Here is a 17,334-nt window from a genome sequence, read left to right on the forward strand (position 1 = left end):
CGGGCGTCCTGACGAGACAGACGATGGAAAACATTGCGGAAAAAGACGAGCTGCTGAAGATCTCCGAACACTATGCGGAACTGCCCGCGGACAAGCGCGCGCAGTTCCGCGCGCTCGTCAGGCAGAACGGCATCGACGTCGGCCAGTTGCCGATCGTGCCGCTGCCGCGCGAGACGGACCTGTTTCCGCTGTCCATTGCGCAGGAGCGGCTGTGGTTCCTGTGGAAGCTCGACCCCGAAAGCGCGGGTTACGTGGTGCCGCGTTCGGTGCGGGTGCGCGGGCCGCTCGCGCGCGACGCGCTGCGCGGCGTGCTGAGCGAACTGGTCGTGCGTCATCCGGCGCTGCGCACATTGTTCGTCGACGTCGATGGCGATGCGCGCCAGCGCGTGCGCGACGAGCCGGTGTACGGCTGGGTCGAGAAGGATCTGTCTGCACTGCCGAAGCCGGAGCGCGAGGCCGCCGCGAGCCATGCGCTGCAAGGCATCGCCGGCGCGCCGTTCGACCTCGAACGCGGGCCGCTCTTCCGGGCCGCGCTGCTGAAGCTCGGTGACGACGACCACGTGTTCCATCTGTCGATGCATCACATCGTGACCGACGGCTGGTCGATGTCGGTGCTGGTGAAGGAACTGCTCGACCTGTACCACGCGCGCGCGACCGGCCGCGGCGCGACGCTGCCCGACGCGGCGATCAGCTATGCGGACTACGCTGGCTGGCAGCGCGAATGGCTCGACGACGCGGCGCTCGACGCGCAGATCGGCTACTGGCGCGCGCTGCTCGGCGACGTGGACGCGTATCCGCCGCTGCCGTTCGACCGCGCCCCCGGCGCGGCGCGCGACGGCGTTGGCGGCAATGTGGCGACGACGCTCGACGCGGCCGTCGCGCAGCGGCTGCGGGAACTCGCGCGGCGCGCGGGCGCGACGCTGCCGATGGTGCTGATGGCCGCGCTCGACGTGCTGCTGTACCGCTATACCGGGCAGGCCGACGTGCGCGTCGGCATGCCGGTGTCCGGGCGCGAGTCGCCCGACGTCGCACCACTGGTCGGCTTCTTCGTGAACACCCTGGTGATCCGCGCGGACGTGTCGCCGGCCGCGACGTTCGGCGCGCTCGTCGCGCAGGTGCGCGAGCGGATGCTCGAAGCGCAGAACCACCAGAACGTGCCGTTCTCGCGGCTCGTCGATGCGTTGCAGCCGGTGCGCCGCACCGGCGAGACGCCGCTCTTCAACGTCACGTTCAACCATCAGCGCGGCGTCGACGTGCCGGATGCGCCGGTCGCCGGGCTGCGGATCGAGCCGTTCGACGCGGCCGACGGCGTCGCGCAGTTCGACCTCGGGCTGGACATCGTCGAAACGCGCGACGCGCTGCACGTGACCTTCAGCTATGCGCGCGACGTGTTCGACGCCGCGACCGTCGAGCGTCTGTGCGCGCACTACGTCGGCCTGCTCGACGACGTTTCGCGCGCGCCGGGCATGACGATCGACGCACTCGACCTGCTTGGCGAACGCGAGCGGCAGACGTTGCTCGCGAGGGGACGCGGACCGGAGCAGGACGCCGCGCCGGCCGTCGTGCACGAGCGGATCGCCGCGCGGGCGCATGAGCGTGGTGACGCGACCGCGCTGATCTGCGACGGCGAGGCACTGGACTACCGCGCACTGAACGCGCGCGCGAACCGGCTCGCGCACCGGCTGACGAAACTCGGCGTCGGGCCGGACGTGCGGGTCGGGCTGGCCGTCGAGCGTTCGGTTGATCTGGCGGTCGCGCTGCTCGCGATCCTGAAGGCGGGCGGCGCGTATGTGCCGCTCGACCCGTCGTATCCGCATGAGCGGCTCGCGTACATGATCGCGGACAGCGGCGTCGCGCTGCTGCTCACGCAGTCGCGCGCGGCAGGCCGCCTGCCGGCGTCGCCCGGCGTGCATGTGCTGGCGATCGACGAAGAGGACGTATCAGGCGAACCTTCGGCCGATCCGCGCGTGAAGGCGCAACGGGCGAATCTCGCGTATGTGATCTACACGTCGGGCTCGACCGGCCGCCCGAAGGGCGTCGCGATGGCGCACGACGCGTTCGCGCGGCACGTGCAGGTATCGACCGGCTTCTTCGGCATCGGAAGCGACGACCGCGTGCTGCAATTCTCGACCGCGAACTTCGACGGCTTCGTCGAGCAACTGTTTCCGGCGCTGTGCGTCGGCGCGACGGTGGTGATGCGCGGGCCGGCGCTGTGGGACAGCGGGCGGTTCCGCGACGAGGTGCGGCGTCACGGCATCACGGTCGCGGATCTGACGACCGCGTACTGGCAGATGCTGGTTCAGGACTTCGCCGCGCTGCCCGACGCGGACCTCGGGCCGCTGCGCCGGGTCCACGCGGGCGGCGAGGCGATGTCCGCGTCCGCGCTGCGCAAGTGGCGCGGGCTGTACGCGGGCAAGATCGGCCTGCGCAACACGTATGGGCCGACCGAGGCGGCGGTGACGGTCAGCGCGTTCGATTGCGACCGCGTGCCGGCCGACGAACCCGGCGCGATGAGCGCGGTGCCGCTCGGCGATCCGCTCGGCGGGCGCTGCCTGTACGTGCTCGACGCGTCGCTGCGCGTCGTGCCGCCCGGCGTGACCGGCGAGCTTTATATCGGCGGCGATCTGCTCGCGCGCGGTTATCTGAACCGGCCGGGATTGACGGCCGAGCGGTTCGTGCCGGACCCATGGAGCGCGACAGGCGGCCGGCTGTACCGCACCGGCGACCTGGTGCGCTGGAACGCGAACGGGCAGCTCGATTACCTCGGCCGCGTCGATCATCAGGTGAAGGTGCGCGGGTTCCGCATCGAGCCGGCCGAGATCGACGCGCAACTGCTCGCGTGCGACGGCGTGCGCGAGGCGGTCGTGATCCCGCGCGACAGCGGCGAAGGCACGCGGCTGATCGCCTATGTGACGCCGCACCACGGCCATACGCTGGACACCGCCGCGTTGCGCGCGCGCCTCGCCACGACGCTGCCGGATTACATGGTGCCGTCCGCGCTGGTCGTGCTGGATGCGCTGCCGCTGAACCCGAACGGCAAGCTCGACCGCCACGCGCTGCCGGCGCCGACGTTCGGGACGCGTGCCTGCGAGGCCCCGCTCGGCGCGACGGAAACCGTGCTCGCGGACGTGTGGCGCGACGTGCTCGGCGTCGAACGCGTCGGGCGGCACGACAACTTCTTCGAACTCGGCGGCGATTCGATCCTGAGCCTGAAGGCGGTGGCGCGCAGCGTGCGCGCCGGGATTGCGATCACGCCGCGCCAGTTGTTCGAGCATCAGACCGTCGCCCAACTCGCGGGTGCGATCGCGCCGGCCGATGCGGAGGAGGCCGCGGCCGCGCCGCTCGTGCGCGTGCCGGGGGACGGCGCGCTGCCGCTGTCGTACGCGCAGCAGCGGCTGTGGTTCCTGTGGAACCTTCAGCCGGATAGCAGCGCGTATCACGTCGGCGGCGGGCTGCGGCTCGCCGGGGCGCTCGACGTCGATGCGCTGCGCGCGAGCCTCGATGCGGTCGTGCTGCGCCAGGCGTCGCTGCGCACGACGTTCGATGCCGATAGCGACGGCAACGTCTCGCAGCGGATCGCGGCGCAGCCCGATTACGACTACCGGTTCGTCGATCTGTCCGGCGCTGCCGATGCGGAGGCCGATGCGGCGACGCTCGCCGCGCGGGTGCGCGCGAAGCCGTTCGATCTTGTGGCCGGCCCGTTGCTGCGGGTCGCGGTGATCCGGCTGAACGCGTCCGGGCACATCCTCGTGATGGTGATGCATCACATCGTTACCGACGGCTGGTCGGTGGACGTGCTGCTGCGCGAACTCGTCGCGCACTACCGCGCGCGGCTCGACGGCGAAGCGGCCGCTGTCGCGGCGCTGCCGGTGCAATACGCGGATTACGCGGTGTGGCAGCGCCGGTATCTGGACGGCGGCGCGCGCGAACGGCAGCTTGCCTACTGGCGCGAGCAACTGGGCGGCGAGCAGCCGGTGCTGCTGCTGCCGGCCGATCGTCCGCGCCATGCGCTCGCGGATTCACAGGCAGCCTGTCATCAGGTCGCGCTGGACGCGGGGCTGGCGGACGCCATTCGAGGAATGGCCCGCGCGCGCGGCGCGACGCCGTTCATGGTGCTGCTGAGCGCGTTTTACGTGACGCTGCATCGCCATACCGGGCAGCACGACATCCGCGTCGGCGTGCCGATCGCGAACCGGGAGCGCGTCGAGGTCGAAGGGCTGATCGGGTTCTTCGCGAACACGCAGGTGTTGAGGGCGGATCTGCACGGCGTCGCCGATCTCGGCGCGCTGCTCGACCAGGTGAAGACGCGCGCGCTCGATGCGCAGGCGCATCAGGATCTGCCGTTCGACGTGCTCGTCGATGCGCTCGGCGTCGAGCGCAGCCTGACTCACACGCCGCTGTTTCAGGTGATGTTCAACTATCAGAAGGAGGACTATCGGGTTCTGGACGAACTGCCGGGGCTTCGCGTGAGCGGGTACGACGCGGGGCCTGGCGCGGCGCAGTTCGAACTGACGCTGAATGTGATCGAGGATGGCGACGGCGATATCACGCTCAGCTTTGTTTATGCGGCAGGGTTGTTCGACGCGGGGACCATCGAGCGGTTCGGGCGGCATTATCGGGCGGTGCTGGAGGCGGTGGTTCGCGATCCGGCGACGGCGATCGGTGAAGTCGGGTTGCTCGATGATGGCGAGCGGGGAACGTTGCTGGAGTGGGGTTCGGCTTGTTCGGTTGATGAGGCGACGCTGCCGCTGCACGGGCAGATCGCGCGGCAGGCGGCGCGGCGGCCCGATGCGGTAGCGGTTGTTTGCGAAGGCCATGCGCTGAGTTATGGCGAACTGAATGCGCGCGCTAACCGGCTCGCGCATCGGTTGATCGCGCTCGGCGTCGGACCGGAAGTGCGCGTCGGGCTTGCGATGGAGCGGTCGCTGGAACTGGTTGTCGGCTTGCTGGCGATATTGAAGGCAGGCGGCGCGTATGTGCCGCTCGATCCTTCCTATCCGCAGGACCGGCTGGCGTACATGATCGGGGACAGCGGGATTGCGTTGCTGCTGGCGCAGTCGGCGGTGGTTGAGCGGTTGCCGTCATCGTGCGATGTGCGGACGCTGCTGATCGATGCGCTGGACGTGTCTGCGGAACCGGCGACGGACCCGGTTGTAACCGTGCACGAATCGAACCTCGCGTATGTGATCTACACGTCAGGCTCGACCGGACGGCCGAAGGGTGCGCAACTCACGCATCGCAACGTCGCGCGGCTGCTGACCTCGACGCAGCACGGGTTCGATTTCAACGAGAACGACGTATGGACGCTGTTCCACTCGTATGCGTTCGACTTCTCGGTGTGGGAGATATTCGGCGCGTTATGCCATGGCGGCCGTCTTGTAGTCGTGCCGTATCTGGTGAGCCGTTCTCCGGAAGAGTTCGTCGAACTGCTGAATCGAGAACAGGTGACGGTGCTGAACCAGACACCCTCCGCGTTCCGGCAGTTGATGGCGGTGCCTGGGCTGTACGACGGAAGGGACCTGTCGCTGAGGCTGGTGATCTTCGGTGGCGAAGCACTGGAGCCGCAAACGCTGCGGCCATGGTTCGACCACTTCGGCGATGCGAAGCCGCGTCTGGTGAACATGTACGGGATCACCGAGACGACGGTGCACGTGACGTACCGGCCGATAACACAGGCGGACCTGAACGGCCAACGCAGCCCGGTCGGTGAGCGTATCCAGGATCTCGGCGTGTACGTGCTGGATGCGCAGATGAACCTGTCGCCGGTCGGTGTGGAAGGCGAACTGTACGTATCGGGCGAAGGGCTGTCGCGGGGATACCTGAACCGTGCGGGCCTGACGGCGGAGCGGTTCGTGCCGAATCCGTTCGTCCAGGACGGCAGCCGGCTGTACCGCACGGGCGACCTGGCGCGTTGGAACGCGCAAGGCGAACTCGAATACGCAGGCCGTCTGGATCATCAGGTGAAGGTGCGGGGTTTCCGTATCGAACTGGGGGAAATCGAGGCGCAGTTGCTGAAGCAGGCGGGCGTATCGGAAGCGGTGGTGCTCACGCAGGAGAGCGCATCGGGTACGCGGCTGGTGGGCTACGTGACGGCGCGCAACGATGCGCCACTGGACGGCCAGAGCTTACGCAGCCGACTCGCGCAGACGTTGCCGGACTACATGGTGCCATCGGTGGTGATGGTGCTGGAGTCGCTGCCATTGACCCCGAACGGCAAACTCGACCGCCGCGCATTGCCGGAGCCGGAAAACACCCCATCGCGGGAACACGACCACGAAGCCCCGCAAGGCGAAACCGAAACGACGCTCGCGCAAATCTGGCAGCACGTATTGGGCGTCCCTCGCGTAGGCCGCCACGACAACTTCTTCGAACTCGGCGGCGATTCGATCCTGAGTTTGCAGATCGTCGCGCGCGCGCGGCAGTCGGGCCTGAAACTGACGGCCCGCCAGATGTTCGAGCAACAGACGGTCGCGCAGCTTGCGACCGTCGCGCAGCCGCTGGACGTTCATCAGGCCCGCAACGAACCGATCGAAGGCGAAGCGCCGCTGTTGCCGATTCAATCGTGGTTCTTCGAGCACGAGATTCCGAACCGTCACCACTGGAACCAGGCCGTGCTGCTGACGAGCCGCGACGCGCTGGACGTTCCGTCGCTGGAGCGCTCGCTGGTCGAGGTGGTGAATCATCATGCGTCGCTGCGGCTGCGTTACGTGCAGCACGCGCCGGGACAGTGGACGCAGACCTACGCGACCGACGCCGCCGCCAGCGACCTCCTGTGGGTCCGCCATGCGGCGGGCCTCGACGAGATGCAGACATTGTGCGACGACGCGCAACGCAGCCTCGATCTCGCGCGCGGCCCGCTGTTGCGGGCGCTGCTGCTGCGTCTGCCGGACGGTTCCGAACGCCTGCTGCTCGCGGCTCACCATCTGGTCGTGGACGGCGTGTCGTGGCGCATCCTGCTGGACGATCTGCGGACCGCGTATGGTCAGGCGCGAGCGGGCGACGCGATCCAGTTGCCGCATTCGACCGACTCGTACCGCCAGTGGGCATCCCGGCTCGCGGCACACGCGCAGGGCGACACGGTGCGCGCGGAACTGCCGTACTGGCTGTCGGTGCTCGACACGCCGTCGCAACTGCCCGACGTGCGCGCCGCAGGTGCGGCCACGCTGCGCCACGAGCGCCGGACCGGGCTGACGCTGACCCGCGAGGCGACGTCGCGGCTGCTGCACGATGCGCCGGCGGCGTTCCGCACTCAGGTGAACGATCTGCTGCTGACCGCGCTCGGCCGCGCGCTGTGCCGGTGGACCGGCGAGTCGAGCATCCGGATCGACGTCGAGGGCCACGGCCGTGAGGATCTCTTCGACGGCATCGACGTGAGCCGCACCGTCGGCTGGTTCACGAGCCTGTACCCGGTGCGGCTCGAACCGCTCGGTGATCCGGGCGACGCGCTGCTGCGCGTGAAGGAATCGCTGCGCGCGGCGCCGCAGCGCGGCCTCGGTTACGGGCTGCTGCGTTATGCCGGCGCGGGGGTGGATCGTCGGGCGTTGTCGGCCGCGCCGCGCTCCAGCGTCGTGTTCAACTATCTCGGGCAGTTCGATGGGAGCTTCGACGAAGCGGCCGCATGGCGACCCGCGCGCGAAACGCCGGGCGCGACGCGCGACGCGGACAGCCCGCTCGAACACGAACTGTCGGTGAACGGCCAGGTGTACGGCGGCGAACTGAAGCTGACGCTCGGCTACAGCGCGGAGCGTCATCGGGAGGCCGCGATCGACGCGCTGGTCCGGTCGTTCCGCGACGAACTGGAACAGTTGATCGCGCATTGCACGAGCGGCGCGGCGGGCGTCAGCCCGAGCGATTTTCCGCTGGCCGCGCTCGCGCAGCCGCAACTCGACGCGCTGCGTGTGCCGGCGGCCGCGATCGAGGATCTGTATCCGCTGTCGCCGATGCAGCAGGGGATGCTGTTCCATACGCTCTACGAGCCGCACGGCGGCGCGTACCTGACGCAGTTGAGCATCGGAATCGAAGGGCTCGACGTCGAGCGGTTCCGCCGCGCGTGGCAGACCGTGACCGCGCGTCACGAAATCCTGCGGACCGGCTTCGTGCCGTGCGGCGACCGCTGGATGCAGTGCGTCGTGAAGTCGGTCGAGGCGCCGTTCGCCGCGTTCGACTGGCGCGGGCGCGACGACCAGGACGCCGCGCTGCGCGAACTCGCGGCGGCCGAGGTTGCGCGCGGTTTCGACCTGCAAACCGCGCCGCTGCACCGGCTGGTTCTCGTGCGCACCGGCGGGCGCAGGCACCATTTTGTCTGGACGCACCATCACATGCTGCTCGACGGCTGGAGCGTGTCGCAACTGCTCGGCGAAGTGCTGCGCGCGTATGAAGGCAAGCCGTTGCCGCCTTCGGGCGGACGCTATCGCGACTACATCGCGTGGCGGCTGTCGCGCGACGTGCGCGACGACGAAGCCTGGTGGCGCGCACAGCTTGCGCGCCTGGATGCGCCGACGCGGCTCGCGGGCGCGCCGGACCCCGCGCGCGGCGAAAGCGGACAGGGCGACTGCACGGTGACGCTGGACGCCGCGCTCGCGGACGCGCTGTCGGCGTTCGCGAAACGCGAGCGCGTCACGCTGAACACGGTCGTGCAGGGCGCGTGGGCGCTGCTGCTGTCGCGCTGCACCGGACAGCGGGTCGTCACGTTCGGCGCGACGGTGGCCGGACGGCCGGAGGACGTGCCGGGCGCGCAGCGGATGATGGGGCTGTTCATCAACACGGTGCCGGTGATCGTCGGCGCGCGCGCGGATCGGCGGGTCGGCGACTGGCTGCGCGACTTGCAGGCGCAGAACGTCGAGATGCGCGAGCACGAGTTCACGCCGCTGCACGACATCCAGCAGTGGGCCGGCGCGGGCGGCGGCCTGTTCGACAGCATCGTCGTGTTCGAGAACTACCCGGTCGATTCCGCGCTGAAGGACGCCGCGCCGGACGGCCTCGCGTTCGACGAGGCGAGCGGCCGCGAGCAGACGAACTATCCGTTGACCGTCGTGGTCACGCAGGCGGGCGGGCTTTCGCTTCAGTATGGCTTCGACCGGCGGTTTTTCGATGCGGAGACGGTGGAGCGGATCGCCGGGTGGACGGTGGGGGTTCTGAAGGCGTTGGTCGATCGTGCGGAGCGGGCGGTTGGTGAGATTGCGCTGGGTGATGACGGCGAGCGGGGGCTGTTGCTGGGGTGGGGTTCGGCTTGTTCGGTTGATGAGGCGGTGCTGCCACTGCATGAGCAGATCGCACGGCAGGCGGCGCGGCGGGCCGATGCGGTGGCGGTTGTTTGCGAAGGCCATGCGCTGAGTTATGGCGAACTGAATGCGCGCGCTAACCGGCTCGCGCATCGGTTGATCGCGCTCGGCGTTGGCCCGGAAGTGCGCGTCGGGCTCGCGATGGAGCGGTCGCTGGAACTGGTTGTCGGCTTGCTGGCGATACTGAAGGCAGGCGGCGCGTATGTGCCGCTCGATCCTTCCTATCCGCTGGACCGGCTGGCGTACATGATCGGGGACAGCGGGATTGCGTTGCTGCTGGCGCAGTCGTCGGTGGTTGAGCGGTTGCCGTCATCGTCCGAGGTGCGGACGCTGCTGATCGATACGCTGGACGTGTCGATGGAACTGGCAACCGATCCTTTAGTACCGGTGCACGAATCGAACCTTGCGTATGTGATCTACACGTCAGGCTCGACCGGGCGGCCGAAGGGCGCTCAACTCACGCATCGCAACGTCGCGCGGCTGCTGACCTCGACGCAGCACTGGTTCGATTTCAACGAGAACGACGTGTGGACGCTGTTCCACTCGTATGCGTTCGACTTCTCTGTGTGGGAGATATTCGGCGCGCTGTGCCATGGCGGTCGTCTTGTAGTCGTGCCGTATCTGGTGAGCCGTTCTCCGGAAGAATTCGCGGAGTTGCTGCATCGCGAGCGTGTGACGGTGCTGAACCAGACGCCCTCCGCGTTCCGGCAGTTGATGGCGGTGCCTGGGCTGTACGACGGAAAAAACCTGTCACTGAGACTGGTGATCTTCGGCGGCGAAGCACTGGAGCCGCAAACGCTGCGGCCATGGTTCGACCACTTCGGGGATGAGAAGCCGCGTCTGGTGAACATGTACGGGATCACCGAGACGACGGTGCACGTGACGTACCGGCCGATAACGCAGGCGGACCTGAACGGCCAACGCAGCCCGGTCGGTGAGCGTATCCAGGATCTCGGCGTGTATGTGCTGGATGCGCAGATGAACCTGTCGCCGGTCGGCGTCGAGGGGGAACTGTACGTGTCGGGTGAGGGCTTGTCGCGAGGATATCTGAACCGTGCGGGCCTGACGGCGGAGCGGTTCGTGCCGAATCCGTTCGCCGAGGACGGCAGCCGGCTGTATCGCACGGGCGACCTGGCGCGTTGGAACGCACAAGGCGAACTCGAATACGCGGGCCGTCTGGATCATCAGGTGAAGGTGCGGGGTTTCCGTATCGAACTGGGGGAAATCGAGGCGCAGTTGCTGAACCAGCCGGGCGTATCGGAAGCGGTGGTGCTCACGCAGGAGAGCGCATCGGGCACGCGGTTAATAGGCTACGTGACGGCGCGCAACGATGCTCTACTGGATGGCCAGAGCTTACGCAGCCAACTCGCGCAGACGTTGCCGGACTACATGGTGCCATCGGTGGTGATGGTGCTGGATTCGCTGCCATTGACCCCGAACGGCAAACTCGACCGCCGCGCGTTGCCGGAGCCAGAAAACACTCGATCGCAGGGACACGACCACGAAGCCCCGCAAGGCGAAACCGAAACGACGCTCGCGCAAATCTGGCAGCACGTATTGGGCGTCCCTCGCGTAAGCCGCCACGACAACTTCTTCGAACTCGGCGGCCACTCGCTTTCCGCGATCCAGGTGGCGTCGAAGTTCACCGAACGATCCGGCGTGCCGCTGGCACTGAAGACGCTGTTCGAACACCCCAGGCTCGACCGTCTTGCGGCCGCGCTGCGCGACAGCCACGCGCAAACCGACCACCCGATCCGGCCGCGCGCCCCGGACGTCGCGAGAATCCCGCTCTCCGACGGCCAGGAGCGTCTGTGGTTCCTGTGGAAGCTCGATACCCGAAGCGCCGCCTACAACATGGTCGGCGCGCTGCGTTTCGACGGCGTCCTCGATGTCGATGCGATGCGCCGCGCGCTCGATCACCTCGTCGACCGGCACGAAGTGCTCCGCACCCGCTTCGACGAACAGGACGGCGTGCCGTCGCAGGTCGTCGGCGACCGCCAGTATGGCTGGGCCGAACACGACCTCGACCCCGCCCGCGATGACCCGCTTCGTCCGCTATTGCGCGCGCTGTCGCTCGAACCGTTCGATCTCGAACGCGGACCGTTGCTGCGCGTCGCGCTGATCCGGCTGTCCGCGTCCGCGCACGTCGTGCATTTCTCGATGCATCACATCGTGTCGGACGCGTGGTCGCTCGACATCCTGACCGCCGGCTTCGTGCGCGCGTACACGGCGATCGTCAACGGCGCGGCGCCGGCCGACGGCGATCCGCCGCTGCCAATCCAGTACGGCGACTATGCGCTGTGGCAGCGCGAACGGCTCGACGCGCGGCGCGTGCAGCACCTCGTCGCGTACTGGCGCGAGCGGCTCGGCGACGAGCATCCGACGCTGGAGTTGCCGGCCGCGCGCCGCCGCACCGGCCTGCGCGGCGCGGAAGGCGGACGCGTCGAGCGGCGTCTGTCGGCTGCGCAGACGGGCGCGCTGCGCCAACTGTGCGAACGCCAGCAGGTGACGCCGTTCATCGCGCTGCTCGCCGCGTGGCATCTGCTGCTCGCGCGCTACAGCGGGCAGCGGGACATCCGCGTCGGCGTGCCGGCGGCCGGCCGCGACCGCGCGGAGACCGAAGGGCTGATCGGCTTCTTCGTGAATACGCTCGTGATTCGCGCGACGCTCGACGGCGCCGCGCGCTTCGACGCGCTGCTGGACGAAGTCCGCCGCCACGTGCTCGAAGCACACGAGCATCAGGACCTGCCGTTCGCGCGGCTCGTCGATGCGTTGCAGCCCGCGCGCAGCGTCAGCCATACGCCGCTGTTCCAGACGATGCTGAACTATCTGCGGCCGGCGCGCGCGCAGACGCCGCTTCCCGGGCTCGCGGTGTCGCCGCTGCGCGACGACGCGCAGACCGCGCGCTTCGACCTCGTGCTGACCGCGATCGACGACGACGCGCTCACCGTGTCGCTGACGTATGCGCTCGACATCTTCGACGCGCCCGACGTCGAACGGATGCTCGCGCATTACGTCGAGATCCTCGATCAAGTCGCGTCGCGCCCGGCGATGCGCGTGGGCGAAGTCGTTCTTTCTGTCGATGCGGGCCATCGCACCGTGCCGGTCGAGCATCCATTCGTGCCGGTGATCGAACGGATCGCCGCGCAGGCGCGGCTGCGGCCGGATGCGCCGGCGCTGCATTGCGAAGGCGAGCGGCTCGATTATCGCGAACTGGACGCATGGGCGAACCGCATCGCGCGGCGTCTCGCGCGGCTGGGCGTCGGGCCGGACCAGCGTTGCGGCATCTGCATGCGCCGCTCGGCCGGACTCGTCGCGGCGCTGCTCGGCGTGATGAAGTCGGGCGCGGCGTTCGTGCCGCTCGATCCCGATTATCCGGCCGACCGCCTCGCGTACATGATGGACGACGCGGGCGTGAGCCGCGTCATCGTCGACGACGACACGACAACGCGGATGGCGGCGCTGCTGTCGGGCCGCAAGACCGTTCCGGTCGCGTCGCTCGAAGCGGAATCGCCCGAGCCGTTCGCGGCGTTTGTCCATCCGGATCAACTGGCCTACGTGATCTACACGTCGGGCTCGACCGGACTGCCGAAAGGCGTCGCGATCAGCCAGCGCGCGTTGAGCCTGCACATGGACGATTTCCTCGCGACCTACGGCATCGACGCGACCGACAAGCAGTTGCAGTCGTCGACGATCAACTTCGACGTCGCGCTGCACGAGATGCTGCCGGCGCTGATGCGCGGCGGCCAGGTCGAGATGCGCGGCTCGCAGCCGTGGGATCTGGAGACGATGAGCCGCCATCTCGCCGACGCGCGCGTGACGTTCTCGCGGATTCCGACCGCGTACTGGCAGCAATGGCTGCGTGAGCCGCCGGGCGCGGACCGGCTCGCGTCGCTGCGGCAGATCACGGTCGGCGGCGAGGGGCTGCCCGGCGACGCGCTCCGGCAATGGCGCGCGGGGCCGCTCGCGCACATCCGGCTCGACAACCTGTACGGGCCGACCGAGACGACGGTCGCGTGTCTGTACCGCGAGACGACGCACGGCGACGCCGCGCATCCGGTCGCGCCGATCGGCAGGCCGTATCCGTCGCGCAGCGCGTACGTGATGGACGGCGAAGGCAACGAGGCGCCAACCGGCGGCTTCGGCGAACTGTGCATCGGCGGCGGCACGCTCGCGCGCGGTTATCTGAACCGGCCCGCGCAGACCGCGGAGAAGTTCATTCCCGATCCGTTCGCGAACGACGGCGCGCGCCTGTACCGGACCGGCGATCTGTGCCGCCGCCGGCCTGACGGGACGATCGAATTCCTCGGCCGGATCGATCAGCAGATCAAGCTGCGCGGGTTCCGCATCGAACCAGGCGAAGTGGAGGCGGCGCTGCGCCAGGTCGACGGCGTGACGGATGCCGTCGCGGAACTCAAGGGCAGCGGCGACGCGAAGCAGCTGGTCGGCTACGTCGTCGGCCCGGTTGCGGCGGCCGACGTGCGGCGCGCGCTCGAAGCGCGGCTGCCGGGCTACATGGTGCCGGGCGTGTTCGTCGTGCTCGACAGGCTGCCGGTGACGCAGAACGGCAAGATCGATCGCAAGGCACTGCCGGAACCCGACACGCGCGGCCGCGCAGCCGTCGCCGCGCCGCGGACCCCGACCGAGGCGCGGCTCGTCGAGTTGTGGAAGGACGTGCTCGGCCGTTCCGACATCGGCATCGACGACAACTTCTTCGACATCGGCGGCGATTCGCTGCGCGCGCTGCGCATCGTCGCGATCGCCCGCAGAACGGGGGCGGAGAACCTCACGCTCGGCGCGCTGTTCGGCAACCCGACGGTGGCGTCGCTCGCGCACTGGATGGACAGCGGCGGCCCCGCGCACGCGGCGAACGTCGTGCCGCTGAACGGCGCGACGGCGGCGCGCAACCTGTTCGTCGTCCATCCCGCGTATGGCCTCGTCGCCGAGTACCGCACGCTGGCGACCGGACTGGAGCAGGTGGCGAACGTCTACGGCATCGAAGCGCCGCTGCTGACCGAGCCGCACTGGTGGGCCGCGACGTTCCGCGAAACGGCGATCGACTATGCGGATCGCATACGCCGCGTGCAGTCCGACGGTCCGTACCGGCTGCTCGGCTGGTCGACTGGCGCGACGATGGCGGCCGAGATCGCGGCCGTGCTCGAAGCGCAAGGCGAGACGGTCGATTTCCTCGGCATCGTGGACCGCGAAGCGCCGGTGCGCGGCGCGGCGGCGGGCGCCGCGGAGCCGGCGCGCTACGACGACGGCTTGCGCGGCTATCAGGCGGAGGACTTCATCGCGGACGTGCGGCAACGGCCGGAACGCTGGGGCGGTCTCGTGCCGGACGGACCGGACGGCGACGCGCTGCTCGCGAAAGTCGCCGCCGTCGTGCGGCACCGGAAGTTCGTCGAAGCGACCAGCGATCCGCAGCGGATCGCGGCCGACGTCGCGTTCTGGTGGACGTCGCCGGAACTCGAAAACGAAGCCGGCGCATGGGCGGCATTCACCGACGGCTCGGTGTCGGTGTCGTTTTTGCCCGACACGAATCACGTGAGAATCATTCACGACACGAGGTTTGTCGAGTCCGTTCGCAACGCGCTTCAGCGTTGAGATTAGCCGCTATATGCAGATGATTTCGTGCAACGGCTTATCCATAATCGCGCTTGACAAAACTTTCCTAAATGGGAATTATTCGCAATCGCATAAATCTTTTTAAGAGAAAAAAGGCGGGCGTCATGTGGGGTAAATCGTCGGGGTTTTGCACAGACAGGGGAACCAGAAAAATGAGCGGTCACAGGTCGGGTCGAGTGGGGGAACGTAAGCGGATGGCGGGTCACATGCAACGGCGCAGGCCAGTGGCGATCGCCGTGTCGAATCTGCTGTCGGTGGCGGCGGTCGCGGGCGGCTTCGCGTTGAGCGGCAGCGCGTCGGCGGCCGACGCGCTCGTTGCGCAGGCGCCGGATGCGGCGTCGGGCGTGCCGGCAACGGGTGCGCCGGCCGCCGACCGGACGCTCCCCGCCGTGACGGTGACGGGAACGCGCGCGGAAGCGCCGAACGGTCCCGGCACCGGTTACGTCGCGCACAACAGCGTCGCCGCGACCAAGACCGACACGCCCATTCTCGAAACCCCGCAGTCGATCTCGGTCATCACGCGCGACCAGATGGACGACTATGGCGTGACCACCAGCGTGAACGAGGCGTTCCGCTACACGGCCGGCGTCGTCACGGACATCAACGGCGCGGACACGAAGCTCGACTCGACGACCAACGTGCGCGGCGTGGGCCGCACCGAATACCTGAACGGCCTGCCGCTCGTGATCGGCACGTTCGTCGCGCCGGCGTTCGACCCTTACATGCTCGACCGGATCGAGGTCGTGAAGGGGCCGGCGTCGGTGCTGTACGGTCAGCTCGCGCCCGGCGGCATCATCAACTACGTGACGAAGCAGCCGACCGACACGCCGCTGCACGAAGTGTTCATGCAGGTCGGCAACTGGGGGCACGTGGGCGGCGGCTTCGACTTCAGCGGCCCGCTCGACGCGGACCATCGCTGGCTGTACCGGTTGACGGCCGTGGGCGTCGACACCGGCACCCAGGTGGACCACACCAAGGACAACCGCGTCGAGATCGCGCCGTCGATCACGTGGCGGCCCGATTCGGCGACGAAGCTGACGCTGATGGCCGACTATCGCCGCGACCCGAACATGGGCTTCTGGAACAAGCTGCCGGCGCAGGGCACGCTGCTGCCGAACCCGGCCGGGCAGATCCCGTACAACTTCTATTCGGGCGACCTCGGCTTCAACACGACCGAAAGCAATCAGGCGTCGGTCGGCTACCAGTTCGAGCACGCGTTCAACGACAACGTGACGGTCCGCCAGAACGCCCGCTTCATGCATACGGGCTTCGTGTTCCATAGCGTGCAGGGCGACAGTCTCGACGGCACCACCCTGGTTCGCGACAAGTTCCTCGACGAGAGCTGGGAAAACAGCTTCACGCTCGACAATCAGGCGCAGGTCAAGTTCGATACCGGCCCGGTGAAGCACACGGTGCTCGTCGGCCTCGATTTCCAGCACACGGTCGCGCGCGACACCGAGGCCGACGCGTACGTGCAGTCGCAGGACATTTTCAATCCGAACTATTCGATGGCGTTGCCGCCCTATACGCCGGGCGACTACTACATTCGCAACAGCCAGTCGCTGAACCAGATCGGCGTCTATGCGCAGGACCAGATCAACTTCGGCCACTGGTATGCGACGCTCGGCGCGCGGCGCGACTACGTCAGCTCGACGACCGACGACTTCCTCGGCATGACGTCCACTTCGCAGTCGAACCATTCGTTCACGTGGCGCGGCGGCCTGCTGTACCGGTTCGACAGCGGCATTGCGCCGTATTTCAGCTATTCGACGTCGTTCCAGCCGACGATCGGCACCAACGCCTACGGCCAGCCGTTCGTGCCGACCACGGGCAAGCAGTATGAGGTCGGCGTCAAGTTCGAGCCGCGCAACGTGAACATGATGGTCACGGCGTCGCTGTTCGACATCCGGCAGCAGAACGTGCTGACGCAGGACCCGAGCAATCCGAACAACAGCATCCAGACCGGCGAGGTGCGCTCGCGCGGCGCGGAACTGGAAGCGCACGCGAACCTCACCGAGGACTTCGGCATCATCGCGGCGTACACGTACACGCACGCGGTCGTGACGAAATCGAACAACGGCGACGTCGGCAACCGCATCTTCGCGATTCCGCTGAACGCGATCGCGGTGTGGGGCGAGTACGACTTCCACCGCGGGCCGCTCGCGGGCCTCGGCGCCGGCCTTGGCGTGCGCTTCACGAGCGCGACCTTCGACCAGTCCAACACGCTGCGGGTGCCGTCGTTCACGCTGCTCGACGCGGCGGTTCACTACAATCTGGGACGGGTCGATCCGCGTCTGAAGGGCATGACTGTCGGCGTCACCGCGCACAATCTGCTGAACAGGCGCTACGTGCAGTCGTGCGTGAACGGCTGCTACTATGGCCTGGAGCGGTCGGTGATCGCGACCGCCAAGCTGGACTGGTGATC

At 68.2% G+C, this 17,334-nt stretch carries 2 protein-coding genes; both read left to right on the forward strand.

Features of this window, described 5'->3' with window-relative positions; translation table 11 throughout:
* The first annotated feature begins 23 nt into the window (after positions 1-23).
* Positions 24-14,888, forward strand: coding sequence for a non-ribosomal peptide synthase/polyketide synthase (locus BLV92_RS29530; RefSeq protein WP_167627165.1), 14,865 nt, complete (start codon positions 24-26; stop codon positions 14,886-14,888).
* Between the two features lie 227 nt (positions 14,889-15,115).
* Positions 15,116-17,332 carry a TonB-dependent siderophore receptor gene (locus BLV92_RS29535; protein ID WP_166676613.1) on the forward strand — a complete coding sequence of 739 codons (2,217 nt, stop codon included), beginning with the start codon at positions 15,116-15,118 and terminating at the stop codon, positions 17,330-17,332.
* Positions 17,333-17,334: the final 2 nt, after the last annotated feature.

The organism is Paraburkholderia caballeronis, from assembly GCF_900104845.1.
Taxonomy (GTDB): Bacteria; Pseudomonadota; Gammaproteobacteria; order Burkholderiales; family Burkholderiaceae; genus Paraburkholderia; species Paraburkholderia caballeronis.